21 protein-coding genes are annotated in these 25,345 nt (G+C 69.7%); 7 read left to right on the top strand and 14 right to left on the bottom strand.

Going from position 1 to position 25,345, the window contains the following annotated elements:
* Nucleotides 1-46: 46 nt before the first annotated feature.
* The 4 genes from AWB92_RS08085 to AWB92_RS08075 are packed head-to-tail and all read right to left on the bottom strand — an operon-like array spanning nt 47 to nt 5,405.
* Entirely contained in the window at nt 47-406 is a 360-nt protein-coding gene (locus AWB92_RS08085; protein WP_085184858.1) for a Rieske 2Fe-2S domain-containing protein, read from the bottom strand.
* Nucleotides 403-2,922, bottom strand: a complete 2,520-nt coding sequence (gene nirB / locus AWB92_RS08080; RefSeq protein ID WP_085184857.1) for a nitrite reductase large subunit NirB — start codon at nt 2,920-2,922, stop codon at nt 403-405. The genes AWB92_RS08085 and nirB overlap by 4 nt, the downstream gene beginning before the upstream one ends.
* 18 nt (nt 2,923-2,940) lie before the next feature.
* Complete coding sequence (locus tag AWB92_RS30020; protein ID WP_067160846.1) at nt 2,941-3,294, bottom strand: molybdopterin oxidoreductase; 354 nt, start codon at nt 3,292-3,294, stop codon at nt 2,941-2,943.
* The gene (locus tag AWB92_RS08075; protein WP_173817378.1) at nt 3,291-5,405 is read right to left on the bottom strand and encodes a molybdopterin oxidoreductase family protein; all 2,115 of its coding nucleotides are present in this window, start codon (nt 5,403-5,405) and stop codon (nt 3,291-3,293) included. The genes AWB92_RS30020 and AWB92_RS08075 overlap by 4 nt, the downstream gene beginning before the upstream one ends.
* Before the next feature lie 204 nt (nt 5,406-5,609).
* Between AWB92_RS08075 and AWB92_RS08070 the strand changes: the two genes are divergently transcribed.
* Nucleotides 5,610-6,512 carry an alpha/beta hydrolase gene (locus AWB92_RS08070; protein ID WP_085184856.1) on the top strand — a complete coding sequence of 301 codons (903 nt, stop codon included), beginning with the start codon at nt 5,610-5,612 and terminating at the stop codon, nt 6,510-6,512.
* Nucleotides 6,513-6,519: 7 nt separating this feature from the next.
* Here AWB92_RS08070 and AWB92_RS08065 read toward each other — a convergent pair whose 3' ends face one another.
* Genes AWB92_RS08065 through AWB92_RS08055 form a run of 3 tightly spaced genes read right to left on the bottom strand, consistent with a single transcriptional unit; the run spans nt 6,520 to nt 9,957 of the window.
* Nucleotides 6,520-7,824 carry an amidohydrolase family protein gene (locus AWB92_RS08065; RefSeq protein ID WP_085184855.1) on the bottom strand — a complete coding sequence of 435 codons (1,305 nt, stop codon included), beginning with the start codon at nt 7,822-7,824 and terminating at the stop codon, nt 6,520-6,522.
* Nucleotides 7,818-9,017: a CoA transferase gene (locus AWB92_RS08060; protein ID WP_085184854.1), complete on the bottom strand. Its 1,200-nt coding sequence runs from the start codon at nt 9,015-9,017 to the stop codon at nt 7,818-7,820. The genes AWB92_RS08065 and AWB92_RS08060 overlap by 7 nt, the downstream gene beginning before the upstream one ends.
* 25 nt (nt 9,018-9,042) lie before the next feature.
* Complete coding sequence (locus AWB92_RS08055) at nt 9,043-9,957, bottom strand: acyl dehydratase (RefSeq protein ID WP_241523400.1); 915 nt, start codon at nt 9,955-9,957, stop codon at nt 9,043-9,045.
* A 90-nt stretch (nt 9,958-10,047) separates the two neighbouring features.
* Here AWB92_RS08055 and AWB92_RS08050 point away from each other — a divergent pair, with 90 nt between their 5' ends.
* Both AWB92_RS08050 and AWB92_RS08045 read left to right on the top strand, forming a co-directional pair.
* Entirely contained in the window at nt 10,048-11,214 is a 1,167-nt protein-coding gene (locus AWB92_RS08050) for an acyl-CoA dehydrogenase family protein (protein WP_085184872.1), read from the top strand.
* Nucleotides 11,215-11,291: 77 nt separating this feature from the next.
* A complete protein-coding gene (locus tag AWB92_RS08045; protein WP_085184853.1) occupies nt 11,292-11,744 on the top strand; it encodes a CD225/dispanin family protein in 453 nt (150 codons plus the stop codon).
* An 18-nt stretch (nt 11,745-11,762) separates the two neighbouring features.
* Here AWB92_RS08045 and AWB92_RS08040 read toward each other — a convergent pair whose 3' ends face one another.
* From AWB92_RS08040 to AWB92_RS08025, 4 genes are read right to left on the bottom strand one after another with little or no spacing between them, the layout of a single operon-like run.
* Nucleotides 11,763-12,719 carry an enoyl-CoA hydratase/isomerase family protein gene (locus tag AWB92_RS08040; protein ID WP_085184871.1) on the bottom strand — a complete coding sequence of 319 codons (957 nt, stop codon included), beginning with the start codon at nt 12,717-12,719 and terminating at the stop codon, nt 11,763-11,765.
* 2 nt (nt 12,720-12,721) lie between these two features.
* Nucleotides 12,722-14,236: a fatty-acid--CoA ligase FadD4 gene (gene fadD4 / locus AWB92_RS08035; protein ID WP_085184852.1), complete on the bottom strand. Its 1,515-nt coding sequence runs from the start codon at nt 14,234-14,236 to the stop codon at nt 12,722-12,724.
* 33 nt (nt 14,237-14,269) lie between these two features.
* Nucleotides 14,270-15,301, bottom strand: a complete 1,032-nt coding sequence (locus AWB92_RS08030; RefSeq protein WP_085184851.1) for an S-adenosylmethionine:tRNA ribosyltransferase-isomerase — start codon at nt 15,299-15,301, stop codon at nt 14,270-14,272.
* The gene (locus tag AWB92_RS08025; protein WP_085184850.1) at nt 15,298-16,011 is read right to left on the bottom strand and encodes an SDR family NAD(P)-dependent oxidoreductase; all 714 of its coding nucleotides are present in this window, start codon (nt 16,009-16,011) and stop codon (nt 15,298-15,300) included. Before AWB92_RS08025 ends, AWB92_RS08030 begins: the two co-directional genes overlap by 4 nt.
* Nucleotides 16,012-16,072: 61 nt before the next feature.
* Here AWB92_RS08025 and soxR point away from each other — a divergent pair, with 61 nt between their 5' ends.
* On the top strand, nt 16,073-16,549 hold the full coding sequence (gene soxR / locus AWB92_RS08020; protein ID WP_085184849.1) for a redox-sensitive transcriptional activator SoxR: 477 nt from the start codon (nt 16,073-16,075) through the stop codon (nt 16,547-16,549).
* Nucleotides 16,550-16,626: 77 nt separating this feature from the next.
* Here the strand turns inward: soxR and AWB92_RS08015 are convergent, their stop codons facing one another.
* The 3 genes from AWB92_RS08015 to AWB92_RS08005 all read right to left on the bottom strand — a co-directional run bounded on the left by AWB92_RS08015 (nt 16,627) and on the right by AWB92_RS08005 (nt 21,230).
* The gene (locus tag AWB92_RS08015) at nt 16,627-18,453 is read right to left on the bottom strand and encodes a phosphoenolpyruvate carboxykinase (GTP) (RefSeq protein WP_085184848.1); all 1,827 of its coding nucleotides are present in this window, start codon (nt 18,451-18,453) and stop codon (nt 16,627-16,629) included.
* Nucleotides 18,454-18,636: 183 nt separating this feature from the next.
* Nucleotides 18,637-20,148, bottom strand: coding sequence for a hypothetical protein (locus AWB92_RS08010; RefSeq protein WP_085184869.1), 1,512 nt, complete (start codon nt 20,146-20,148; stop codon nt 18,637-18,639).
* Nucleotides 20,145-21,230 carry a hypothetical protein gene (locus AWB92_RS08005; RefSeq protein ID WP_085184870.1) on the bottom strand — a complete coding sequence of 362 codons (1,086 nt, stop codon included), beginning with the start codon at nt 21,228-21,230 and terminating at the stop codon, nt 20,145-20,147. Before AWB92_RS08005 ends, AWB92_RS08010 begins: the two co-directional genes overlap by 4 nt.
* 160 nt (nt 21,231-21,390) lie before the next feature.
* On the opposite strand from AWB92_RS08005, the gene trmB reads away from it, so the two are divergent.
* From trmB to AWB92_RS07990, 3 genes are all read left to right on the top strand, one after another.
* The gene (trmB, locus tag AWB92_RS08000; protein WP_085184847.1) at nt 21,391-22,209 is read left to right on the top strand and encodes a tRNA (guanosine(46)-N7)-methyltransferase TrmB; all 819 of its coding nucleotides are present in this window, start codon (nt 21,391-21,393) and stop codon (nt 22,207-22,209) included.
* A 17-nt stretch (nt 22,210-22,226) separates the two neighbouring features.
* Complete coding sequence (locus tag AWB92_RS07995) at nt 22,227-22,937, top strand: NYN domain-containing protein (protein WP_068184171.1); 711 nt, start codon at nt 22,227-22,229, stop codon at nt 22,935-22,937.
* Between the two features lie 49 nt (nt 22,938-22,986).
* Nucleotides 22,987-25,345: MMPL family transporter (locus AWB92_RS07990; protein ID WP_085184868.1), on the top strand; the 2,359-nt coding region annotated here is incomplete at its 3' end.

Raw genomic sequence — 25,345 nt, 5'->3', positions numbered from 1 at the left:
CACGCGGGTTATTCGGTGCCGAGGATCGCTCGGATGGGTGCCGAATCTAGAGTCGTGTGCCCGGCGCGCTGCACTGCGGTGGCCGGGCGGGGACGCCGTCCATGCGCAGGTGGATGGTTCCGGCGTCGTCGGCGCGCACGGGATACGCCGTGACCCCCGCACCGCCGTTGCCGACCTCCTCCCCCGTGGCGAGGTCGTAGGTAAAGCCGTGCAGTGGGCAGATGACGACCCGGGCGTCGCTGAGCCCGTCGGCCAGCGGGCCCCCGCGGTGCGGGCACACGGCGTCGATCGCCCGCAGCGAGCCGTCGCGCAGCCGGAAGACGGCGATCTGTCGGCCCTCCACCGCGTACGCGCGGCCCCCACCCACCGGGATGTCGTCCACGTCGCCCAACGTCACCTCGGTCATCGCACCGGCACCTGTGGCAGCGGGATCAGCGGGAGGGACGACCGGAACTGGTTGGGCGCGGGAGAGTTTCGGCTCTCGCTCCACGGGTCGCGGTAGGAATCGACCGATTTCTGCATGCGCGCGTCGAGGTCGGCGCCGATCCCGTCGCTGTCCTCTACCACCACCTGCCGGATCCGTTCGATGCCCAGTCGCGGCACGAACGTGTACGTGCGTTCGAGCCAGCCCGCGTTCTCCCGGTAGTACTGCAGGAACCGGCCCGTGAGCGCGATGACCTCTCCCGGGGTGTCGACGGTCGCCAGCAGGTCGCCCTTGCGGACGTGCGCGCCGGCGGCCCCGCCGACGTAGATCTGCCATTGCCCGCCGTCGATAGCGACGACGCCCAGGTCCTTGCACAGCGCCTCGGCGCAGTTGCGCGGGCACCCGGTCACCGCCAACTTCATCTTGGCCGGACTGGGGATGCCCTGGAAACGCTCCTCGATCGCGATCCCCAATGCCGTCGATTCGCCCAGACCGTAGCGGCAGAAGTCGCTTCCCACACAGGTTTTCACGGTCCGGAAGCTCTTGCCGTACGCGTACCCCGACGGCATCCCGAGGTCGGCCCACACCGACGGCAGGTCCTCCTTGCGCACCCCGAGCAGATCGATGCGTTGGCCGCCGGTGAGCTTGATCATCGGGATCTGGTACTTGTCGGCCACGTCGGCGATCTTGCGCAATTGCTCGGAGTTCGTCACGCCGCCCTTGAGCTGCGGCACCACCGAAAAGGTGCCGTCGCGCTGGATGTTGGCGTGCACGCGGTCGTTGATGAACCGGCCGTCATGTTCGTCGACGAACTCGTCGCCCCACATCATGTGCAGCAGCGACGCCAGCGCCATCTTCGAGCCGGCGTCCTCACGACCCTCCGGCGCCAGGGCGGCGAACACCGAGGCCACCGAGTGCAGCTCGAGTTCGCGGATCTTGCTCATCAGCTCCGGCTTTTCATAGGGGATGCCCGGCACGTACCAATTGGCCTCTGCGCCTTGGGAAACCGTGGCCCCGGTCTCCGAGGCAGCCCACTCGACGACCTGGGCGACCAGGCCCTTGCACGACCCGCAGCCCTTGCCCGCGCGGGTCGCCGACATGACGCCTTCGACCGAGGCCTGGCCGTCCTTGACGCAGCGGACGATCGCGGCCTTGCTCACCCCATTGCAGTTGCACACCTGGGCATCGTCCGCCAATTCCGCGGCGCCCGTGGCCGCGTCCGGGGTGCCGAGGTCGAACATCAGCGAGACCCGCTCGGGCGGCAGCGGAAGCCGGCGGTCGAAGGCCTGCATCAGGAACGCCACCTTGCTGACGTCGCCGACCAGCGTGGCGCCGATCAGCTTGTCGTCGCGCACCACCACGGTCTTGTACACCCCGCGCCTGGGTTCGGAGTACTGGACAAATTCGTCGTCGTCGCGTTCGGGCGTCTTCACCCCCATCGCCGCCACATCGACGCCGGCGACCTTGAGCTTGGTGGCGGTGCGTGAACCGTGGTATGCCGCATTGGGATTGGTGCCGGTCAAATGGTCGGCCAGCACGCCGGCCTGTTCCCACAGCGGCGCGACCAGGCCGTAGACCTGTCCCCGGTGCTGCGCGCACTCGCCCACGACGTAGATGTCGTCGTCATCGATCGAGCGCATGTGGTCGTCGACGACGATGGCGCGTTCCACGGTCAGGCCGGCGCGCATGGCCAGCCCGACGTTGGGCCGGATGCCGGCGGCCATCACCAGCATGTCGCACGGCAGCGTGCTGCCGTCGTCGAATTCGATGGCCGACGGCAGGCCGCCTTCGGTCAGCATCCTCACCGTCCGCTTGCCGGTGTGCACCTCAATGCCCAGCGCCTCCACCAGGCGCCGCAGGATGGCGCTGCCCTGATCGTCGAGCTGGGCGTTCATCAACGCGGGGCCGCCCTGCACGACGCCGACCCGCAGCCCCCGGTTCTGCAGGCCCCGCGCGGCCTCCAGGCCGAGCAGCCCACCGCCGATAACCGCTGCCCTGCTTCGCCCTTCGGCGAACCGGATCATCGCGCGGCAATCGTCGATCGTCCGGAACCCGAACACGCCCGGCGCCAGCGTCTTGTCGTCTTGCCAGATGCCGTCGACCGGCGGGAAGAACGCCCGGCTGCCGGTGGCCAGGAGCAGCTTGTCATAGCGCACCGTCGTGCCGTCGTCGGCGTGAACCAGGTGCGCGAACGGATCGATGCGCACCACCCGCACCCCGGCTCGCAGGTCGATGTTGTTCTCGGCGTACCAGTCCAGCGGGTTGAGGTAGATCTCCCCGGCATCATCGGAACCGGCTAGCACGTTGGACAGCAGGATCCGGTTGTAGTTGCCGTAGGGCTCGTCCCCGAACACGGTGATGGCGAAGCGCTCTGCGCCGCCGCGCGCGAGGATCTCCTCCAGCGCACGCGCGCCGGCCATGCCATTACCGACCACCACCAGGCTGGCCAGGGCGGCGGGGCGGTGGCCGTTGGTTTCGGGTTGGGCCAGTGTCGTCATGACTCCCCCTGTCGCGCTCTAGATTTCGACGAGGCCGATGTCGACGAAAACGGTGCCGCTCAGCCCGTCGGGGGCTGCGACGAACACCTCGACGACGGTGTCGACGATCAGGTCTTCGACGACCCGAAGCGGCACGTGCACGGCGTCCTTGGCCCCGATGGGGAAGTAGCGCATCGGCGCGCCGTCGCGCATCAGCACGATGGTGACCAGCTCGTCGGTGCTGTTGCCGCCGCGGAAGTAGACCGGCTGGGTGATCGCCCCGGCCGGCACGACGTAGCGCAGCGACGCGTCCAGGAGGGACGGCGACTCGTACCCCTTGCCGTCGAAGGTGAACGCTCCCTGCAGGAATCGAGGGGTGCTGCCATCACTCATGTCTCATCTCCTTCCGGTGTATCGAATACTTCGGCGTTGGACACCGAGACCGCGCAGACTTTGAACGAGGGCATCCGCGAATGCGGGTCGAGCGCCGGGTTGGTCAGCCGGTTGATGCCCGCCGCGCCGCCCCAGTGGAAGGGCGCGAACACGGTGTCCGGGCGAATGCCGTCGTTTAGCCGCGCCGTCATCACAACCTCGCCCCGGCGCGTCCGCAGCCGCACCTTGCCGCCGCTGCCGATGCCGACCCGACTGCCCAATGTCGGGTGCATCTCGACCACCGGCTCGGGCTCGGCCTCGGCAAGCTGTGCGACCCTGCGCGTTTGGGCCCCGGATTGGTACTGACTCAACACCCGGCCGGTGGTGAGGTAGTACGGGAATTCGTCATCCGGGGCCTCGGCGGCGCCGCGTTGCTCGACGGGATAAAAGCGGGCCCGGCGGTCTTGTGTCGGGAAGTCCTCGACGAACAGCCGCGGGGTGTCGGGGTACAACGGCGACGGGCAGGGCCAGAACACGCCGTTGTCGGAGGCGATCCGTTCGTAGCTGATACCCCAGTAGTCGGCCTTTCCGCCCTGGCTCGCGCGAGTCAGCTCCCCGAAGACCTCCTGCGGCTCAGCCGAGAATCCGTGTACCCCTAGGCGCTTCGCCAGATCGGCCATCACGTCGAGGTCGCTGCGCGCCTCGTCGGGCGGCGTCAGAGCCGCGCGACGCAAGATCACCCGGCCCTCCAGGTTGGTCATGGTCCCCGACTCTTCGGCCCACTGCGTCGTGGGTAACACCACATCCGCCAGCGCCGCGGTCTCGGACAGGAAGATGTCGGACACCACCAGGAAGTCGAGCTTCCTCAGTCTGTCGGCAACGTGCAGCGAATTGGGTGCCGAGACAACGATGTTGGAGGCCAGCACCCACAACGCGCGAACCCCAGCCGGAGCGCCGATGCCGCTGAGCATCTCGTAGGCCGACTGCCCGGACGATGGCAGGTCGGCCGGGTTGACACCCCATACCCGCGCGACGTGGGCGCGCGCGACGGGGTCATCGAGCCGGCGGTAGCCGGGCAACTGGTCACATTTTTGCCCGTGTTCACGGCCGCCTTGGCCATTGCCCTGGCCCGTGATCGTCGCGAATCCGCTGTACGGGCGGCCCGGCAATCCCAGCGCCAGGGCGAGATTGATGAAAGCCTGGACCGTGTCGGTGCCCGAGCTGTGTTGCTCGGCCCCACGCGCGGTCAGGATCATCGCCCGATTGGCACCGGCCAGCATCCGCGCCGCTGCCACGATGTCGTTCTCGGGCACGCCGGTGATCCGTTCCACCCGATCGGGCCAGTACAGCCGCACCGCGCGGCGCACCGCCTCGAATCCGGTGGTCCGCTCGGCGACATATTCGTGGTCGATCAGCCCCTCGCGGGCAATGACATTGAGCATTCCGTTGGCCAGGGCCAGATCGGTTCCGGGGACGGGCTGCAGGTGAAGGTCGGCGCGACCGGCGGTGGCGGTGCGGCGCGGGTCGACGACGATGTGCTTGGCGCCGCGGGCGCGGCCCGCATCGAAATATTGCATCGCCGGGGGCATCGTTTCGGCGGGGTTGCCGCCGACGAGGAGGATGACATCTGCACCGGCAATATCGGCGAGCGGGAAGGGCAACCCACGGTCAATACCGAACGACCGGTTCGACGCCGCGGCCGCCGAGGACATGCAGAACCGGCCGTTGTAGTCGATCGCCGAGGTGCGCAGCGCGACCCGCGCGAACTTGCCGAGCTGGTAGGCCTTTTCGTTGGTCAGGCCGCCGCCGCCGAAACATCCGACCGCGTCGGGGCCGTGATCCCGTTGCGTCTTCTGGAAGGCCGCGACGATCCGTTCCAGTGCCTCGTTCCAGGTCGCCTCGCGCAGCGGGGCGTCGCGCCCGTCGCGAATCAGCGGTCGGGTCAGCCGTTCCGGGTGACCGAGCAGCTCGGCCGCGGTCCAGCCTTTCGCGCACAATCCGCCGCGATTAGTGGGAAAGTCGCGTTGTGGCGCAAGCACGGGCGGCTTGGAGGGTCCCCCGGACGGGTCGAGCGTGATCCCGCACTGCAACGAACAGTACGGGCAATGAGTTTTCGTCGGCGCAGCCGCCATCGGTGATCACCGTTTGACTGGTGAGCCGGCAAGCATTTGGCCGGCTCGGCTGGATGTATCCCCCATGTCGCCTCCCGATCGGCGCCTATAGCCCGAAGTTACGTCGCGTGTGTTTCGGAGGTATTTCCCCGGATTGTCCGGACGACTACCGCGCGCTCACGGCCCCGGGTACGCCGACACGGTCGCTTCGGCGATACTGGGCCGGTGCCGAACGACGACGTTCACCCAGACCTGCGCCGCACCGCCCACCTCGCCCCGCGGCATCTGATCGGTCCCCGCACCCTGCCGATCATGCGGGTCCTGGGAGGGCTGAGCGAGCGCCGGCGCAAACCCGACCCGTCGGATGTCGAGGTAATCACCCTCGGTTCGGGGGCCGGGATCCGGCTGTTCCGGCCCGCGGGTGCGACGGAACCTTCTCCCGCGTTGCTGTGGATCCACGGCGGCGGGTACGTGATCGGCAACGCCCAGCAGGACGACCGGCTGTGCCGCCGGTTCAGCAAGAGGCTGGGCATGACGGTCGCGTCGGTGGAATACCGCCTGGCGCCCGAACATCCGTATCCCGCTGCGCTGGAGGACTGCTATTCGGCGCTCACCTGGCTCGCCGGCCTGCCCGCCGTGGACCGCCACCGGGTCGCGATCGCCGGCGCCAGTGCGGGCGGCGGCCTCGCGGCCGCGCTGGCGCTGCTGGCCCGGGACCGCGGCGAGGTGAGCCCGGTGTTCCAGGTGTTGGTGTACCCGATGCTGGACGACCGAAGTTCGGCCGGCGACCCGAGCCCGAACCACCGCCTGTGGAGCACGCGCAGTAACCGGTTCGGCTGGACCGCCTACCTCGGCGACGCCGACCCGCGGGTCGCCGTGCCGGGCCGCCGCGACGACCTGAGCGGGTTGCCGCCGGCGTGGATCGGGGTCGGCACGCACGACCTGTTTCACGACGAGGACCTGGCCTACGCCCAGCGCCTGACCGACGCCGGGGTGCCCTGTCACGTCGAGGTGATTCCGGGCGCGTTCCACGGGTTCGACGTGGTGGCACACAAAGCCCCAGTATCGCAACGATTTTTCGACAGCCAGTGCGAGAGCTTGCGCGCCGCGCTGGTCCCGGCGGGCTGAGCGCGGGTTACATCGCAAAGAAGACGAGCTCGCCGCCGACGACGGTGGCCGCCACCATGCCGGCGTCCAGTTCGGCCAGCGCCGTCGCCGGCGGCTCGGTCAGCACGCAGAGGTCCCCCGGCTGGCCGGCTTCGACCGACCGCGGCCGGCCCGGGCAATCGGGGCGGCCCAGAAACATCGTCAAAGCGGTTAGCGCCGAGACACATTCGTTCCCGTTGAGGACGGCGCCGCTGGGTGTGGTGCGGTACACCGCGGCCCGCATCGCCGTCCAGGGGTCCCCGTGGCCGAAGGGCATGTCGGTGGACAGCGCCACCGGCACGGCCGCGTCGAGCAGGGACGCCACCCGCCACAACTGGGGATGCTCGGCGGCAGGCACGTCGGCGAGATACTGATCGCCGCGCTCGGCGACGAAGTTGGGCTGGGTGACGACGGTTACGCCGAGGTCGGCCAGGTCGGCCAGGTTGTCGTCCGGCACCACCGCGGCGTGCTCGATGCGATCCTGCGGATGGCTACCGGCCGCGCGCAGGGCCGCGATCGTGACCACCAGTTGGGCCGCCGTGACGCAATGGACGGCGACCGGGTGGCCCTCGCCGTGCCGGTCGGCGATCCAGGCCGTCAGGGCGTCCAGGTCCAGGCGGTCGTCGTGCAGGATCTTCTTGCCCGGCGCCAGGAAGCTGGGCCGCGGCCGGAACTCGCCGCGGCGGTGCGCCACCAACAGCGCGACCATGTCGTCGGCGCCCAGGTCGGGGGTGGCGTCGGTGACCCCGGTGACACCGGTCGCGGTAATCCTGCGGCTGAGTTCGGCCAGGTCGGTTTCGCGCTGCTGCAGAGCGTCCGACCAGCCGCGGTCCGCGCTGCGCAGGCGGCCGTCGGGGTGGTCGGGCAGGCCGACCCGGCCCAGCGCCTCGGAGTTCAGGATCCACAGCGCCCCGCTACGGTGCTGGATGCGCACCGGAACGTTGCGCACGACGGCGTCGAGGGCCGTGCGGTCCAGCTCGCCGGCGACGGACTCGTGATAGCCCACGGCGCGAATCCACCCGTCCGGACCCGGTGTCGCGTTCGAAAGTAGTTGGGTCAGCTGGGCTTTGGTGCTGACGCCGGGCGGGCCGACGAAGAACGAATCCAGCGCCGACGCAGCCGAGCGCAGGTGCACGTGGTGATCGTGCAGCCCGGGCAGGACGGTTCCGCCGCCGGCGTAGAGCACGCCCTCCCCCTCGCCGGCGACCAGGCCCTCACCCACCTCCTCGATCTGCGCGCCGACGCGAATGTCGACCGTTCTGCCGTCCAGCAACGTGGCGCGACGAATCAACATGACGGGCAACGCCTTTCGGAGACCATGCGGCGCACGGCGGCGTTGTGGGCACCCAGCTCGGCCGCCGCGCCGCGCACCGCCGGTGCCCGCGGTGGCGGCGCCGGGTACGGTGCGGCCGACTCCTCGGTCGGTAACGCCGCATGGGTGGCGGCGACCGCGGCCATCGACACGTGGATCAACTCCCCGCCGCCCCGGCCCAGCGATTCGAGCACCGCGAGGGCCGCCTCCAACCCGGTCAGCGGGTCGGCGATGGCGTCGCCGCAGAACACCGGCTCTTGGGAACCCGGGCCGGCGCTGCCCACCAGGCCGCCGGCCACGGCGGCGTCGTCGCCGAACGCCGGCCGTGCGTCGTCATATCCGCTGATGCGCAACCAGATTCGGCCGGTTCGCGGGGCGAAGTCGTCCGGCCCGAGCCCCCGCCGCGCCAGCGCCGCGGGCCGCGAGCCCTCGATCACGATGTCGGCGACGGCGAGCAATTCGCGCAGGTCGTCCGCCTGCTCATCGAAATCGACACAGTAAGACAGCTTTTCACCGTTCATCCAGTCGTAGAAGGCGCGGTCACCGCCGCGGGTGCCGTCCGGGCGGCGCGGGCTTTCGACCTTGACGACGGTGGCCCCGCCGCACGCCAGCAGCTGCCCGCACAGCGGTCCCGCCCACATCGAGGACAGATCGACCACCAGCAGGCCGGCCAACTCACGCGGTTGCGACCGGAAGCCCAGGTGCAGCACCCGCGGCGACGCGGCGGCGGCCTCACCCAGCGCGGCCGCGGGAATGTCGAGCAGCCCCGCCCGTTCGACGACCGCGGACACCGGACGCGTTGCGGCCCAGCGCTGCAGCGCCGGCCACGGATCGGCCGCCGGTCCCTGCGTCTCCAGCAGCGCGGGGACGGCGGCGACGTCGTCGGGACGCGACAGCGTGATCGCGCACCAGCCGTCGGCGGTCGGCAGCAACCGGGTGGCGCCGCCCGCCGACACCCGGCCGCGGCGGGTCAAGCCGAGCAGGGCGGCCCGCCCGGCCAGCAGCGCGGCCGGGTCGACGGGGACGCCCGTTCGGCGACGGATGCCCGTGGCCACCTCCTCGGCGCGGGCCAGCACGTTCGCGCGGGAGAAGTCGGGCGGCCCGTCGGGCAGACCGGTCAGGCTGGCCAGCCCGCTGCTGCCCCAGCTTGACGAAGCCGAACTCACGCCCACCATTGTGCGCGCGGCTTGCGCGTGCGACTCAGAAATGCAGCGCGTCAAACCGCCAGTCCAACACCGGCCGGTCGGGCTCGCCCACCGCGTAGACCACAGATCGCAGCCCAAGGACCCCGCCACGCTCGGTCGGGCGGGCGGTCTCGACGTGCAGTTCGCTGTACAGGGTGTCACCCTCGTGCACCGGGCCGGTGTGATCGCAGGACTGCCAGCCCAGGACCGCCGCCAGGTTGGGCAGCAGCCTGGTGGCCTGCGCGAGGGCCAGCCCGATGGTGTGGCCGCCGTACACCAGCCGTTGCCCGCCGACCCGCGAATCGTGGTGTGTGGCAGCGACGTTCAGGGTGAGCCGGGCGAGCTCGGGCGCGCCGCTGACCACGTCGCCGGTGCTGCGCAGCACCGTGCCCGCCAGGCCGGGGTCAAAATGCGGGCCCGGCACCTTGTTTCGGAAGACGTCGGCATCCCAGTGCGCGGTCGGGTCGTGGGCCGGGCCGGGCACATCGACGCCGACGGCCGACAGATCGTCGACGGGCGCGTTCTCGGAATTCCAGCCCGGGCTGGCCGGGAGCATGCCGCACCGGTAGAAGTCGAGGACCAGCCGGTCGGCCTGATCGATCGTGATCATCCGCAGCGCCGCCATCCCGGTCGGCGCCCGGCCAGGCTTTGGCGAATTAGCCCGCAGCCCAACCACTTCGGTGCGGGTGTAGATGGTGTCGCCGACGACGGGGAACCGGTGAAACACCAGCCCGCGATAGAACAGGTTGGCCTTGACCCGCTGGGTGGCCAGCGTCGACTGGCCGATCGCGACGTCGCAGACCAGCGCCGGGTGCGCCAGCGGTCCCGGCACGCCGGTCACGGCTGTGCTCAGCACCGCGTCGCAGGCCAGGCGCAACCGGTCCCCCACGATCGCCTGATGCGCGGCGGCCATCCCCGCCGAGAGCGTCATCGCCGGCGCCCAGTCGAAGACCTGGCCGACCGAGAGATCGTCGAAGTAGGGGCCGCCCTCCCGCACCTGCGCATAAGTCACGGGGCCAATATGGCACAGGTGAGCAGTGAGCTGAACGAGGAAGAAGAAATGCTGGTCGCCACCGTGCGGGCGTTCATCGACCGCGAGGTCAAACCCGCCGTCCGCGAGATCGAGCACGACAACACCTATCCCGAGGCGTGGATCGACCAGATGAAACGGATCGGCATCTACGGCCTGGCCATCCCCGAGGAATATGGCGGCTCACCGGTGTCGACACCCTGCTATGTGCGCATCACCGAGGAGCTGGCCCGCGGCTGGATGAGCCTGGCCGGCGCGATGGGCGGGCACACCGTGGTGGCCAAGCTGCTGACGCTGTTCGGCACCGAGGAGCAGAAACGCGCCTACCTGCCGCCGATGGCCACCGGCGAGTTGCGCGCCACCATGGCGCTGACCGAGCCGGGCGGCGGCTCGGACCTGCAGAACATGACGACGACTGCTGTCCAGGACGGCACCGGCACTCTGGTCATCAACGGTTCCAAGACGTGGATTTCGAACGCGCGCCGGTCCGGGCTGATCGCGCTGCTGTGCAAGACCGACCCGAACGCCACGCCGCGCCACAAGGGCATCTCGATCGTGCTCGTCGAGCACGGACCGGGCATGACGGTCTCACGGGACCTGCCCAAGCTGGGCTACAAGGGCGTCGAGTCGTGCGAATTGTCGTTCGCCGACTTCCGCGCACCGGCGTCTGCGGTGCTGGGCGGCCGGGTCGGCGAGGGATTCACGCAAATGATGAAGGGGCTCGAGACGGGCCGCATCCAGGTGGCCGCCCGCGCCCTGGGCGTGGCGACGGCGGCACTCGAGGACGCGCTGGCCTACGCGCAGCAGCGGGAGAGTTTCGGGCGCCCGATCTGGAAGCATCAGTCGATCGGTAACTACCTGGCGGACATGGCGACCAAGCTCACGGCTGCGCGCCAGCTGACCCGCTACGCCGCCGAGCGCTACGACAGCGGCGAACGCGCCGACATGGAGGCGGGGATGGCCAAGCTGTTCGCTTCCGAGACGGCGATGGAGATCGCGCTGAACGCCCTGCGCATCCACGGCGGCTACGGCTACTCCACCGAGTACGATGTCGAACGCTACTTCCGCGACGCCCCGCTGATGATCGTCGGCGAGGGCACCAACGAGATTCAGCGCAACGTGATCGCGGCGCAGCTCGTTGCCCGGGGCGGGATCTGACGCGAACCTCCCTGATTGACGACCGGGTTTGCTGTATATTTGCCTGACTTCGGCGCCAGCAAAGAGAGGCAGCTGCCATGAGCTATCCCCCAGGGCCTTACGAAGGTTCCCCAGAGTGGCAGGGCCAGCAGCCGCCGGCTTGGCAGGGCCAGCCACCGCCCCCGGGATACCCGGCACCGCAATCGGGATACCCGGCCCCGCAATCGGGATACCCGGCCCCGCAACCGGGTTGGCCGGCCCAGCGCGAGCCGGACAACTACCTCGTCTGGGCGATCCTGGTTACGGTGCTGTGCTGCCTGCCGTTCGGGATCGTTTCGATCGTGTACTCCACCAAGGTCTCCGGGCTGTGGACCCAGGGCCGCTACGCCGAGGCGCAATCCGCCGCCGACAGCGCGAAGAAGTGGGCCATCATCGGCGCCATCGCGGGCGTGGCCGCGTACGTCATCATCGGCATCCTGTACGCCTTTGTCTTCGCGGTCGCCGTCTCGAACCTCCCGTCCACGACCACCACCACGTATTCGGGCTTCTGAGCCCGCTTTTAAGGCCGGCTATGTGAGGCCTTGGGCCCCAACGTAAGTCGCGTCCACCAGCCCCCACTCCCGGGCGGTGTCGGCGCCGATCGTCCGGCCGGACAGCACCAGGTACGCGGTGCGCCAGCGCCCGATCCGCCGTGGGATGCTGACGGTTCCGCCGGCACCCGGGATCAGCCCGAGGCTCAATTCGGGTAGCCCGAACACCGAATCGTCGTGCGCCTCAACCCATCCGCAGAACGCCGCCATCTCCAGTCCGCTGCCCATCACCCGACCGTGCACCCGGGCGCGGCACGCCCGGCCCAGCCGCGCGGTCAACGCATCGAGCGCCAGCGCGGGGCTATGCCGGGTGCGGGCCAGGTGCGCGCTCGCCGGGTCGGCGAAGGTGCCGAATTCCGCGAGGTCCCCGCCGCTGCCGAACGATAGACCGTTGCCGCTCAACACGATCCCGGTCACCGACGGATCGAGCAGCGCGACGGTCAGCGCCTCGAGCAGCGCGGCGCGCGCATCGGTGGAAAACGCGTTGTGGCGTTGCGGGCGGTTGAACGTGATCCGCAAGGTGTCGCCGTCGCGCCGGGCCAGCACCGGCTCGGCGATATCGGGCATGCTTGCCGGGCCGCGTTCGGCCAGCCATCGCGCGAACTCCGGGCCGGCCTGCAGCGTGGAGTAGGCCAGCGATTCGGTCACCACCCCGGCCAGCGTCGGGCCCGCGGGGTCGAGGGCGCGCAGCACGTCGTCGCACACCGCGCTGGCGTGCGGCCACCGTTCACAGCGCTCGGTGAGCTCGGCCAGGGCGTCGGGCACCGAGTCGACGACGACGACCCTGCGATCGTCACACGCTTCTTCGGTCAGCGTGAAAGTGGCGCGATCGAGCCATGATTCGGCGGCGTCCGCGATCGGCCCCACGGCGACCCGGACGCCGGGCAACACATCGTCGTCGGGCTTCGGCGGCCCGTTCAGATCGACGACGCGCAGGGTCACACCGAGTACTTCTCGATCAGCCCGTTCTTATAGAGCTTTCCGGTGTCAGTGCGCGGCAGCTGCGCCTCGAAGGCGATCGAGCGCGGACATTTGTAGTGCGCCAGGCGGTCCCGCAGCCAGGCGGACAGCTCGTCGGCGAACTGATCGGTGGCGTCGGCCGGGTCGACGGTCTGCACCGCCGCCATGACGCGCTGGCCCATCTCGTCGTCGGGAACGCCAAACACCGCGGCGTCCAACACCTTCGGATGGGTCACCAGCAGGTTTTCCGTCTCCTGCGGGTAGATGTTGACCCCGCCGGAGATGATCATGTGGTGCCGTCGATCCGTGAGGTAGAGGTAGCCCTCCTCGTCGACGTAGCCGATGTCGCCGACGGTTGCCCAGCCGTGCGCGTCGCGCGAGGCGGCGGTTTTAGTCGGGTCGTTGAGGTACTGGAAGGAAAACCCGCCCTCGAAGTAGATCTCGCCGGGCTGGCCCGGCGGCAGCTCGGTGCCGTCCTCGCCGAGGATGTGGATCTGGCACGCCATGGGCCTGCCCACCGAACCCGGGTGCGCCAGCCATTCCTCGGCGCTGATCAACGTCGACCCGATCGCCTCGGAGGAGGCGTAATACTCGTCGATGATCGGCCCCCACCAGTCGATCATCTGCTTTTTGATCTCGACCGGGCACGGAGCGGCGGCGTGCATCACCCGCTGCAGGCTGGACAGGTCGTACGAATCACGAACGGCCGCAGGAAGTTTCAGCATACGGGTGAACATGGCCGGCACGAACTGGCCATGGGTGACCCGGTGGCGCTGGATGGCGTCCAACGTGCCCTCGGCGTCGAACTTCTCCAGCACGACCGTGGTGATGCCGCCGGCCTGCGCGCTCATCGACCACACCGACGGCGCGGTGTGGTACAGCGGGGCCGGGCTCAGATAGATCGAGTCGGGGGTCATCCAGAACTCGACCAGCGCCGACATCATGCCGGGCGCCTCGGCGGGCGGCACATGCGGCAGTTCGCGTTTGATCCCCTTGGGCCGCCCGGTCGTGCCCGACGAGTACTGCAATAGGTCGCCCTCGATCTCGTCGTCGATCGGGGTGTCCGGTTGGTTCGCAACGCATTCGGGGTAGCGCTCCCAGCCCGGCAGTTCTCCGTCGGCGATCATCAGCAGCTCGGGCAGCGCCGGCAGATGGTCGCCCAACTGCACGAGCGTGTCGCGCAGCGCCGCCGAACCGATGATCGCCTTGGCGTTGCTGTTGTCGACGATGTAGGCGCCCTCGGCCGCGGTCAGGTGGGTGTTGATCGGCACGTAATACAAACCGCTGCGGCGCGCCGCCCACATCACCGCGTGGATGTGCTGGTTGTTCTCCATCAGGATCGCGACGGTGTCCCCCTCGCGCAGGCCGGCCTGGCGGAACCGATGCGCCAATCGGTTCGCGCGGGCTTCCAGTTCATCGAAGGTGACGACCGTCCCGGACGGGTAGAGGATCACGGCGGGCTTGTCGGCGCCGACATGCTGGCGAATCTGCATGCGCCGACTGTACGACGCCCGGTTTGACACGTGTCATGCGGGCAGCAGGAGCGCGCTGTCCCCGAATTCGTGCCACAGATAACCGCGCGCGACTGCCTCCCGGTAGGCCGCGGCGACAAGGTCGGGGCCCGCGACGGCCTCGAGCAGCAGCAGGTGCGAGGCGCCGGCGTCATGCCACCCGGTGACCAGACCGTCGACCACCCGGCACGGGCGCTGGGGGCCGAGCACCAGGTCGGTCCAGCCGACGGCCGGCCGAACCACGCCGGCCGGGTCCGCGGCCGACTCCAGCGCCCGGGTCACCGTCGTGCCGACGGCGATCACCCGGTTGCCCGCCGCGCGCGCCGAGTTCACCAGCCGCGCGGTGGGCGCCGGCACCTCGAACAGCTCGGGAGTCGGCGGCTCGCCGGCCTCGGCCGACGACACCCCGGCGTGCAGGGTGATCGGCGCGATCCCAATCCCGGCGGAGACCAGAGCGGTGACCAGTTCGGTGCTGAACGGTCTTGCAGCGCTGGGCATTTCGGCGCTGCCGGCGGACCGCGCGAACACGGTCTGGTAGTAACGCAGCGGCCACTCTCGCGGCACGTACGCATACCGGATCGGCCGCCCGTGCCGCGCGAGGTAGGCCCCCAGGTCGCCCTCGAGGATCACCCGCGCGGTCCACAGCCGGGCGCCCTCGACGCCGGGTTCGGGATACGACGAGCCGATGACGAGCGCCGCCCCGCCGGGCAGGTCGACACGTTCGCCGGGCCGCACATCGGTGAGGGGCCCGGCGGCGTCGGTCGCGGGCCGCAGTTCCACCACCCACTCCTTGTCGGCGCGCGGCGTCGAGAAGTGCACGGTGATGTCCCGCCCCGCGCGGCGGCCGTCGACCGCGGCGGGCAGCGTGGCGGAGTTGTTCACCACCAGGAGGTCGCCGGGTCGCAGGTGGTCACCGAGGTCGGCGAAGCGGGCGTGGCTGACCCGCCCCGGACGGGCGACCAGCAGCCGGACCGCATCGCGGGCCAGGCCGCGGGCTTCGGGCGGCTCGCTGGCGTCGGAGCCCGGGGGACGCTGGAAGTGGATCATGACAGCGCACCGGCCAACAGCTCCGCCGCCCGGTAACGACCCCCCGGCGGCCGGGTGTCCAGCAGGCGCAGCAACGCGGGCACGACGGCCTCCGGTTCGGCGCGATCGGAGATGTCCTCACCGGGAAAGGCGGCCTGGTGCATCTCGGTCCGCATGTCGCCCGGGTCGAAGGCGTACACGCGAACCGCCGCCACCTCGGCCGCCAGGACGGCCGACAGCTGATCAAGCGCGGCCTTCGACGAGCCGTATCCGCCCCAGCCGGCATACGGCTCGACGGCGGCGTCGGACGACAGGTTGACGATCACCCCCGCGTTGTCGGCGAGCGCCGGCAGCGCCGCCCGGGCCAGCGCCAGCGGGGCGAACACGTTGGTCTCGTACACCTCCCGCAAGTCGCTCTCCGGGTAGTCGGCGAGCACGGGCTGCGGGCTGGGCCCCAGCCGGCTGGCGTTGTTCACCAGCAGGCCAACGGGACCGGCGTCCAGCGCGGCGGCGATCAGGGCGTCACGGTGCGACGAGTCCGTGACGTCGCCGGGCAATCCGATGAATCGCTCCGAATTCAGTTCGGCTGCAGTGGCTTTGAGTTCGTGGGCGCGGCGGGCATCAGCGACGACGGTCCACCCCCGGTCGAGCAGGGCGGCGGTCAGCGCCCTGCCGAATCCGCGAGAGGCGCCGGTGACGATGGCGACGGGACTGTGTTGCGATTGAGTCATACGGCCCATACTGATAGTTGAAGTAAACTTTAAGTCAAGTCCTCAATCCGGAAAGGCCGCAATGGACAAGCGTGATCTGTTCACCGTCAGCGAGATCGCCCGCCGCAGCGGCTTCGCCGCCTCGGCGATCCGTTTCTACGAAAGCCAGGGTCTCATCACGGCGACCCGGACGTCGGGCAATCAGCGCCGCTTCGAACGGCAGATGCTGCGCCGCCTGGCCTTCATCAAGGCCGCCCGCAACGTCGGGCTGAGCCTGGAAGAGGTCGCCGACGCGCTGGCCACCCTCCCCGACGGCCGCACCCCCACCCGCGCCGACTGGACCCGGCTGTCCAAGACCTGGCGCGCCCGCCTCGACGACCAGATCGCCGGGCTGATCGCGCTGCGCGACAACCTCGACTCCTGCATCGGCTGCGGCTGCCTGTCATTGCAGCGCTGCGCCATGTCCAACCCGGGCGACCTGGCGGCCGGCGCCGGAGCGGGCGCGGTGTATCTGCCGAAATCGCTGCGCCGGCAGTTCACGGGTGCCCAGCAGACGTAAAAGCCCCCAATTCCGGCGGCGGAACGGGGGCTTTTACGTTCCCCCGCAAGCGGGAGGTGCCCCCAGTTCGCGGAAGTTTAGGCCTCGGCGAGCCGCTGCTTGAGCGCCTCGAACTCGTCCTTTACGCCGGTCGGCAGCTTGTCGCCGACGAACTCGAACCACTCCTCGATCAGCGGCAGTTCCTGGCGCCACTCGTCGGCGTTGACGGCCAGCGCCTGCGCGACCTCTTCGCTGTCCGCGTCGAGCCCCTCGAGGTCGAGGTCCTCGGCGGTCGGCACGATGCCGATCGGGGTGTCCTGGCCGCCGGCCCGGTGCTCGATGCGGTCGACGATCCACTTCAGCACGCGGCTGTTCTCGCCGAAGCCCGGCCACAGGAACTCGCCCTTCTCACCGCGGCGGAACCAGTTGACGAAGAACACCTTCGGCAGCTTGGACTCGTCGGAGTTCTTGCCCAGGTCCAACCAGTGCTGGAAGTAGTCGCCGACGTGGTAGCCCAGGAACGGCAGCATGGCCATCGGGTCGCGGCGCACGGTGCCGACCTTGCCCTCGGCGGCGGCGGTCTGCTCGCTGCCCATGGTCGCGCCCATGAAAACGCCGTGCTGCCAGTCGCGGGCCTCGGTCACCAGCGGCACCGTGGTCTTGCGGCGCGCGCCGAACAGGATGCCCGAGATCGGCACGCCCTGCGGGTCGTCCCACTCCGGCGCCAGGATGGGGCACTGCGACATCGGCGTGCAGTAACGCGAATTCGGGTGGGCCGCAGTGGTTTCCGTCTCGCGGAAATACCAGTCGTTGCCCTTCCAGTCGATCAGGTGCTGCGGGTCGCCCTCTAGGCCTTCCCACCAAACCTCGTCGTCGTCGGTCAGCGCGACGTTGGTGAACACGGTGTTGCCCGCGGCGATGGTGCGCATCGCGTTGGGGTTGGACTTCCAGTTGGTGCCCGGCGCGACGCCGAAGAAGCCGAACTCGGGGTTGACGGCGTACAGCCGGCCGTCCTTGCCGAACCGCATCCAGGCGATGTCGTCGCCGAGCGTCTCGGCGCGCCAGCCCGGGATCGTCGGCTGCAGCATGGCCAGGTTGGTCTTGCCGCACGCCGACGGGAACGCCGCGGCGAAGTAGTAGGCCTTGTTCTCCGGGGAGATCAGCTTGAGGATCAGCATGTGCTCGGCGAGCCAGCCCTCGTCGTGGGCCATGGCCGAGGCAATGCGCAGCGAGTAGCACTTCTTGCCCAGCAGGGCGTTGCCGCCGTAGCCGGAGCCGTAGCTCATGATCTCGCGGGTCTCGGGGAAGTGGGTGATGTACTTGGTCTCGTTGCACGGCCACGGCACGTCCTTTTGACCGGGCTCGAGCGGGGCCCCGACCGAGTGCAGCGCCTTGACGAAAAAGCCGTCGTCGCCCATCTTCTCCAGGGCCGCCTTGCCCATCCGGGTCATCACCTTCATCGAGACGACGACGTATTCGGAGTCGGTGATCTCCACGCCCAGCTTGGGGTCGTCGGCACCGAGCGGGCCCATGCAGAACGGCACCACATACATGGTGCGGCCGCGCATGCAGCCGCGGTACAAGTCCTTGAGGGTGGACCGCATCTCCGCGGGGTCCATCCAGTTGTTGGTCGGGCCGGCGTCGATCTGCCGCTCGGAGCAGATGAAGGTCCGGGACTCGACGCGCGCCACGTCGGACGGGTCGGACAGCGCCAGGAAGGAGTTGGGGTACTCCTTGGGGTTAAGCCGCTTGAAGGTGCCGGCCTCGACGAGCTGGTCGGTGAGCCGCTGCCACTCCTCGTCAGAACCGTCAGCGAAGACCACCCGGTCGGGCTGGGTGAGCTCGGCGACCTCCTCCACCCAGGACAGCAGCCCTTGGTGCTTGGTGGGCGCGGTGTCCAAACCGGGGATGGTCGCTGAAGTCATCGAAGTCTCCTGGATTCTTCTGCCTGCTTACTCGGCTCGTATTTGAGTTGCCTTGCTATGCCCTCGCCCACACAACTGTTTACATGGTGGCGTTAACTACAGGTTATCGTGAGCCACTTGTCGAGGAGGTCTCGGGCGGGTATAAGCCTTCTCACAACAACGATTCAGAAACAGGGCCAAACGTCACCCGTCGTCGCCATTGTCGCTCCTTGAAGCCGTTTCATCGGTGTCGCTCTCGGGTTGGGGTATACCCGGTTGTCCGAGTTCTGCACGCACCGCGTCCAGCGCAGCCTGGATGGTCGGCATCTCCCGGTCGCGCACCGCGGCCGCCCGCGCCGCCGCGATCGCGTGCTCGCGCAGTTCGCTGTCGATGGCGCTGACCTGGTCGGCCACCTGCGCGTTCTCCGCCTCGTCGCGGGACACCAGCGCGGTGCTCAGCAGCGACTCGGCGACCAGCACCCGGGTCGCCACCAGCTCCTCCACCGTCGACTGCAGCGACGACGTGACGTCGCCCGCCCAGCGGTCCAGCAGCGCCCGGTCGCGCAGCAGGCCGCGGATGTGGACGACCACGAACGTGACCGCCACCCCGATGGCGACGCATGCCACCGCGCCCGCGGCGGCCAGCGCGGGGCTCAGCCGGGAGGCCAGCCCGCCGACCAGTCGGCTGAGCGTCAGCGCCACCCCCAGCCCGAAGCCGGCGCCCAGCAGCATCATCAGCCAGGTTTCGTGCCGCCGCGATTTCAGCGGCGCGGGCGGGACCTCGACCGTCGGCAGCTTCTCGACACCGGGCAGGGCCACCGGCACCCCCAACACCTGCGCGACCTCGTCGAGGTGGGTGCTTATTCCCTCGCTCACCTCGGCCACCACCTCGTCGACGCGGCCGCGCGCGTAGTCACAGAAGCCGGCCATCTTCCGCCTCGACATACCGGCGGCGTCCTCTTGCAGCTCCGTGCGGACCGACGAGCACCGGTTGCGCGCGAAGTAGGACAGCTGGACGCGAGCCTGCTGAATCTGGCCGCGCAGCGTGATGGTGCGCTCGGTTTTCGCCTGCCGGCGCTGCCGCAGGGCCCCGCTGCGCTCCTCGCGCAACGCGTCGACCCGCGCCCGCCGCCCGGCGCCCTCGGCGTCGCGGTCGATGCGCCGCGCGACGGTCTGCAGCCGGGATTCCCAGGCGCGCAACCGGTTTCGCCGCGGAATGTCGGGATCGGCGAGTTGCTCGTCGACGGTCCGCACCAGGTCGTCGACGCTCGGGTCGCCCAGGTCGGGCAGGGCGGCCGCGCCGACCCAGGGCACCCGGGCGTAGCGCGGCGCGTGGGCGGCCAGGGTGTCGCGGTTGGCGGCGAGGACGTGGCGCCAGTTGAGGTGCACGTCGGTCTTGGACACCACGCCAACGACCACGTCGGTGTGCTCGGCGGCGGCATCCAGCAGCGCGCAGTCCGATCCGGTCAACTGCGCCGCCGCGGAGACGACGAACACCAGCGCGATCGGCGCGTCGCCGGGTCCCAGGTCCGCCGACTCGACGAACTTGTGCTGCGGCAGCCGTTCGCGCAGCGCCGAAACCACGGCGGTGACGCCGGCCAGCCACGGCCCGGTCACCAACACCACGTCGCGGCGGTTGATCCCGGGCGAATCCAGCCGGGGCCCGATCGCCGCCACCAGCGCGTCCACCTCGGCGGCCAGGTCGTCGCCGCTCACCGTGGCTCCCCGGGCAGCGGCCCGCAGGCCTGCGACCACAGCCGCAGCGATCCCCGGGCGATGTCCGCGCCGCAGGCGCGCTGCAGATCACTCACCGGTCCCAGCCTGCCAAGGCTGTAGCGCTGCCAGCGCACCGCCCGGGGTAGCTGGGCCGCGGGATCGTCAGGAACGTCGGAGCCGGGGTCGTGCCCGGCAGCCTCGGCCAGGTCAACCGCGGCCGCCATCCGGGCGACCACCGTGTCGTCGCTGGCCAAAAAGTTGCTGATCGCCTCGCCGTCCCGGCCGGCGGCGACGGCCAGGGCCTCCAATTCCGCGACGGCCCGCAGCACCCGCTGGTAGCGCACCTGCGCGCCGATCACCGCGACCTTGTCCAAAACGGCGTCGACGCCGCTCAGCCGGCGCAGCAGGGCCCGCGCCTGTGCCGGCGTCCTGCCCCGGCGGGCCGCGGCGATGCCCAGGGCCGTGCCGAACAGGTCCAGGGTGTCGAGCAGGCGCAGCCGGACGGCGGTCGGCACCGGATTTTCCGCCGCCAGGAACCCGGCGAACGAGCCGTCGAGGCAGCCCGCGCCGGCGGGATCGGCGGCGAGGACCCGCAGCGCCGCCCACAACTCGTCGTCCAGGCCGTCGAGCGCGGCGACGGCGAACAGCCCGATCATCGGCTCGATCGGGTGCCCGAGCAGCGCGGCGAGACGGGCGCAGCGTTGGCGCGCCGCCGCGATCGGCCCGTCGCCGCCCCGCCCGGACAGCGAGCCGGCGAGGTCGGCCTTGTTCAGCACGGCCAACACGGGGCGCGCGGCGGCGGCGACGGCCTCGGCGTCCTCGGGCTTGATCACTTCGGCCGTGACGTATACCACCACGTCGGCCCCCGCCGACGTCCCCGCGGTCGCGGCGATCCCGCGCCCGGCTCCGGCGAGGTCCAGGGCGCGCGCCACGGTGCGGCAACCGACGCCGCGTCGACCGCCCACGGCCACGCGCAGCGGGGCGCCGGCCCGTTCCGTGATCGCAGTCACGCGCGGGTCGGCACGGCCGGCGGCAAAGCGCGCCAGCTCGTCGACGAAAAGTCTGTGCCCGTGTCCCGTCATCTGTCCTAGCCGTTCGATCCCATGGGCGTCCGTTTGCCGAACGGCCAGCCGGGTCTCACCGAATGGTGGCATCTGCGTCAGCGAGATGCGAGCCACCGCTAGCAGCAGAAGGCAACTGTTGGGTATCAATCTGGACCACGGGCGGCTACATCGGGGGTTCATGGGCCACCATGGACAAATGCATGCGCAACCCGGGGTCGGGACGTGTCCCGACGCGCCGGCGGCAGTGGAGGCTGGCCCGGAAACTAAAGATGTGACTGGAGAACCGCCTGTTCCCGAACATCGCCGCCTCCCCGCCACCAGTTTCCGGTCGCGCCGTTCCGCGCTTTCGGAGGCCCAGCGCCGCACCTGGGAGCGGCTGTGGCCGCAACTGGGCATCTCGGTCGGGTCCGCGCCCGCCGGGGTTCCCCAGCCGCCCGAGCCGCTGGACACCCGCGCCTGGTTCGGCCGCGGGGCGCCGGTGGTGCTCGAAATCGGCTGCGGCAGCGGCATATCCACCCTCGCGATGGCCCAGGCCGAGCCCGGCGTCGACGTGATCGCGGTGGAGATCTACCGCCGGGGCCTGGCGCAGCTGCTGTCCGCGATCGACCGCGAGCAGGTCGGCAACATCCGGTTGATCCGCGGGAACGCGATCGACGTGCTGGACCGCCTGATCGCCCCGGGTTCGCTGACCGGCGTCCGCGTCTTCTTTCCCGATCCCTGGCCCAAGGCCCGGCACCACAAGCGCCGGTTCCTGCAACCGAGCACGATTGGCCTGATCGCCGACCGGTTACTCCCTGGTGGTGTTCTGCACGCCGCGACGGACCATCCCGGCTACGCCGAGCAGATCGCCGAGGCCGGCGATGGCGAACCCCGGCTTCGTCGCGCCGAGGAGGGAAGCCGGCTGCCGATCTCGGTCGTGCGCCCCACCACCAAGTACGAGTCCAAGGCCCAAAAAGCGGGCAGCGCGGTGAACGAATTCATCTGGCTTAGGCGATGAGTAGGCAGGCGATGGAGATGAGCCTGACAGAAGAGGCGACGGCATCGGAAGCGCTCGAAGCACCGGCGGTTCTGTCGGCCGAGGGCCTGAACAGCTTCCAACCGCCGGCCGGGCGGGTGCTGCTGGTCTGGGACGCTCCCAACCTCGACATGGGCCTGGGCTCCATATTGGGGCGGCGCCCGACGGCCCTGGAGCGCCCCCGATTCGACGCCCTGGGTCGCTGGCTCTTGGCGCGAACCGCGGAGGTCAGCTCGGGCCGCCCCGGCGTCGTCATCGAACCCGAGGCCACGGTGTTCACCAACATCGCCCCCGGCAGCGCCGACGTCGTCCGGCCCTGGGTCGACGCGTTGCGCAACGTGGGGTTCGCGGTCTTCGCCAAGCCGAAGATCGACGAGGACAGCGACGTCGACCACGACATGCTGGCGCACATCGCACGGCGGCATTCCGAGGGGCTTGCGGCGCTGGTAGTGGCCTCCGCCGACGGCCAGGCCTTCCGTCAGCCGCTGGAAGAAATCGCGCGCACCGGGGTTCCCGTCCAAGTGATCGGATTTCGCGAACACGCGAGTTGGGCGCTAGCGTCGGATACCTTGGACTTCGTCGACCTGGAAGACATCGCCGGTGTGTTCCGGGAGCCGTTGCCGCGGATCGGTCTGGATTCGCTGCCTGACCATGGAGCATGGCTGCAGCCGTTCCGGCCGCTGTCCGCCCTTTTGACCACGCGTGTGTGAGACTGGGAACTCAATCCGCGGGTCACTACTGATCCAGTAAGGAGCTTAGGTGTTCGCCTGGTGGGGACGAACTGTGTACCGCTATCGGTACATCGTCATCGGGGTCATGGTGGCTCTTTGCCTCGGCGGCGGCATTTTCGGGATGAGCCTGGGCAAACACGTTACGCAGAGCGGCTTTTACGACGACGGCAGCCAGTCCGTCAAGGCCTCCGTCCTGGGTGACCAGACCTATGGCCGCGACCGCACCAGCCACATCGTCGCCACCTTCACCGCCCCCGACGGCAAGACCGTCGAGGACCCGGCGTGGCACCAGAAGATCGTCGACGAGCTGAACAAGTTCAAGAACGACCACCCCAACCAGGTCGTCGGCTGGGCGGGCTGGCTGGCCGTCGCCAATCCCGCCGACGCGCCCCCGCTGATCAAGGGGATGGCGACCGAGGACAAGAAGCACACCTTCGTGTCCATCCCGCTCAAGGGCGACGACGACGACTCCATCCTCAACAACTACAAGACCATCGCGCCGGACCTGCAGAAGCTCGACGGCGGCACCGTCCAACTCGCTGGCCTGGAGCCCATCGCGAACGCCCTGACCGGCACCATCGCCACCGACCAGCGACGGATGGAGGTCCTCGCCCTGCCGCTGGTGACAGTGGTGCTGTTCCTGGTGTTCGGCGGCGCGATCGCCGCCGGCCTGCCGGTCATCGTGGGCGGCCTGAGCATCGCGGGCGCAACGGGCATCCTGCGGTTCGTCGCCATGTTCGGGCCGGTGCACTACTTCGCCCAGCCGGTGGTCTCGCTGATCGGCCTCGGTATCGCCATCGACTACGGGCTTTTCGTGGTGAGCCGGTTCCGGGAGGAGATCGCCGAGGGCTACGACACCGAGGCCGCGGTGCGACGCACCGTCATGACGGCCGGCCGCACCGTCACCTTCTCGGCGGTGCTCATCATCGCCTCGAGCGCCAGCCTGCTCGTGTTGCCGCAGGGCTTCGTGCATTCGCTGGTCTATGCGATCTTCGCCGCGGTCGGACTGGCGGCGCTGCTCTCGATCACGTTGCTGCCGGCCTGCCTGGGCATCCTCGGCCGCCACGTCGACGCGCTGGGTGTGCGGACCGCGTTCCGGGTGCCCTTCCTGCGGAACTGGAAGGTGTCGCGCGCCTACCTCAACTGGCTCGCCGACCGGCTGCAGAAGACCAAGACCCGCGAGGAGGTCGAGGCCGGCTTCTGGGGCAAGCTGGTCAACTTCGTGATGAAGCGGCCGCTGGCGTTCGCCGTTCCCATCGCCGTCGGCATGATCCTGCTCGTCATCCCGCTCGGCAACCTGTCGTTCGGCGGCATGAGCGAGAAGTACCTGCCGCCCAACAACCCCGTGCGGCAGGCGCAGGAGCACTTCGACAAGCTGTTCCCGGGCTACCGCACCGAGCAACTGACCGTCGTGATCAAGAGCAACAACGGCAGCAAGGTCACCGACCAACAGGTGGCCGACATCCGCAACAGGATCGCGCCGATCACCGGGTTCACCGACAAATCGTGGGAGGAGCGGCCGTGCCCGGCCATCGCGGGCAACCCCTGCGTCAACGGCCCGAACGGCACGACGCAGCCCAAGAACGACTCGGTGCGCGTCATTCAGAACGGGTTGTCCAACCGCAATGACGCCGCCAAGAAGATCGACGAACTGCGGTCCATTAACCCGCCGAAGGGCCTCACCCTCCTGGTTGGCGGCACGCCCGCGCTCGAGCAGGACAGCATCCACAGCCTGTTCGACAAGGCCCCGTTGATGCTGGCGCTGTTGCTCAGCGCCACCACCTTGCTGATGTTCCTCGCGTTCGGATCGGTGGTGTTGCCGATCAAGGCGGTGGTGATGAGCGCGCTGACGCTCGGGTCCACGCTGGGCATCCTGACCTGGATCTTCGTCGACGGGCACTTCTCGACGTGGCTGAACTTCACTCCGACGCCGCTGATGGTGGTGCTGATCGCGCTGGTCGTCGCGGTCGGTTTCGGCCTGGCCACCGACTACGAGGTGTTCCTGGTGTCCCGAATGGTCGAGGCCCGCGAGCGCGGCATGTCCACCGCCGAGGCGATCCGGATCGGCACCGCGACCACAGGACGTCTGATCACGGCCGCCGCGCTGGTCCTCGCCGTGGTCGCCGCGTCGTTCGTGTTCTCCGATCTGGTGCTGATGAAGTACCTGGCGTTCGGGCTGATGGCGGCGCTGTTGCTGGACGCCACCGTGGTCCGCATGTTCCTGGTGCCGTCGGTGATGAAGCTGCTCGGCGACGACTGCTGGTGGGCCCCGCGCTGGGCCCGGCGCCTGCAGAACAAGATGGGGCTGGGCGAGATCGACCTGCCCGACGAGCGCAAGCGCCCCACCCTCAACGGCCGGCCCACCCGGCCCCCGGTCGCGGCGGCCG

Source organism: Mycobacterium sp. IEC1808, from assembly GCF_002101935.1.
GTDB lineage: Bacteria > Actinomycetota > Actinomycetes > Mycobacteriales > Mycobacteriaceae > Mycobacterium.
This window is presented reverse-complemented; position numbering and strand designations above follow the sequence as displayed.

Bases quoted from the DNA above. Each gene is read 5' to 3' on its own strand.
- AWB92_RS08065 (WP_085184855.1), bottom strand. From the start codon at position 7,824: ATGTTGATTCGTCGCGCCACGTTGCTGGACGGCAGAACGGTCGACATT.
- soxR (WP_085184849.1), top strand. From the start codon at position 16,073: ATGGACAAGCGTGATCTGTTCACCGTCAGCGAGATCGCCCGCCGCAGC.
- AWB92_RS08005 (WP_085184870.1), bottom strand. From the start codon at position 21,230: ATGACGGGACACGGGCACAGACTTTTCGTCGACGAGCTGGCGCGCTTT.
- fadD4 (WP_085184852.1), bottom strand. From the start codon at position 14,236: ATGCAGATTCGCCAGCATGTCGGCGCCGACAAGCCCGCCGTGATCCTC.
- AWB92_RS08075 (WP_173817378.1), bottom strand. From the start codon at position 5,405: ATGGCGGCTGCGCCGACGAAAACTCATTGCCCGTACTGTTCGTTGCAG.
- AWB92_RS08015 (WP_085184848.1), bottom strand. From the start codon at position 18,453: ATGACTTCAGCGACCATCCCCGGTTTGGACACCGCGCCCACCAAGCAC.
- trmB (WP_085184847.1), top strand. From the start codon at position 21,391: ATGGGCCACCATGGACAAATGCATGCGCAACCCGGGGTCGGGACGTGT.
- AWB92_RS08045 (WP_085184853.1), top strand. From the start codon at position 11,292: ATGAGCTATCCCCCAGGGCCTTACGAAGGTTCCCCAGAGTGGCAGGGC.
- AWB92_RS08060 (WP_085184854.1), bottom strand. From the start codon at position 9,017: ATGGTGGGCGTGAGTTCGGCTTCGTCAAGCTGGGGCAGCAGCGGGCTG.
- AWB92_RS08085 (WP_085184858.1), bottom strand. From the start codon at position 406: ATGACCGAGGTGACGTTGGGCGACGTGGACGACATCCCGGTGGGTGGG.
- nirB (WP_085184857.1), bottom strand. From the start codon at position 2,922: ATGACGACACTGGCCCAACCCGAAACCAACGGCCACCGCCCCGCCGCC.
- AWB92_RS07995 (WP_068184171.1), top strand. From the start codon at position 22,227: ATGAGCCTGACAGAAGAGGCGACGGCATCGGAAGCGCTCGAAGCACCG.
- AWB92_RS08055 (WP_241523400.1), bottom strand. From the start codon at position 9,957: ATGACGCTCTCGGCGGGGATGGCCGCCGCGCATCAGGCGATCGTGGGG.
- AWB92_RS08050 (WP_085184872.1), top strand. From the start codon at position 10,048: ATGGCACAGGTGAGCAGTGAGCTGAACGAGGAAGAAGAAATGCTGGTC.
- AWB92_RS08030 (WP_085184851.1), bottom strand. From the start codon at position 15,301: ATGATCCACTTCCAGCGTCCCCCGGGCTCCGACGCCAGCGAGCCGCCC.
- AWB92_RS30020 (WP_067160846.1), bottom strand. From the start codon at position 3,294: ATGAGTGATGGCAGCACCCCTCGATTCCTGCAGGGAGCGTTCACCTTC.
- AWB92_RS08025 (WP_085184850.1), bottom strand. From the start codon at position 16,011: ATGACTCAATCGCAACACAGTCCCGTCGCCATCGTCACCGGCGCCTCT.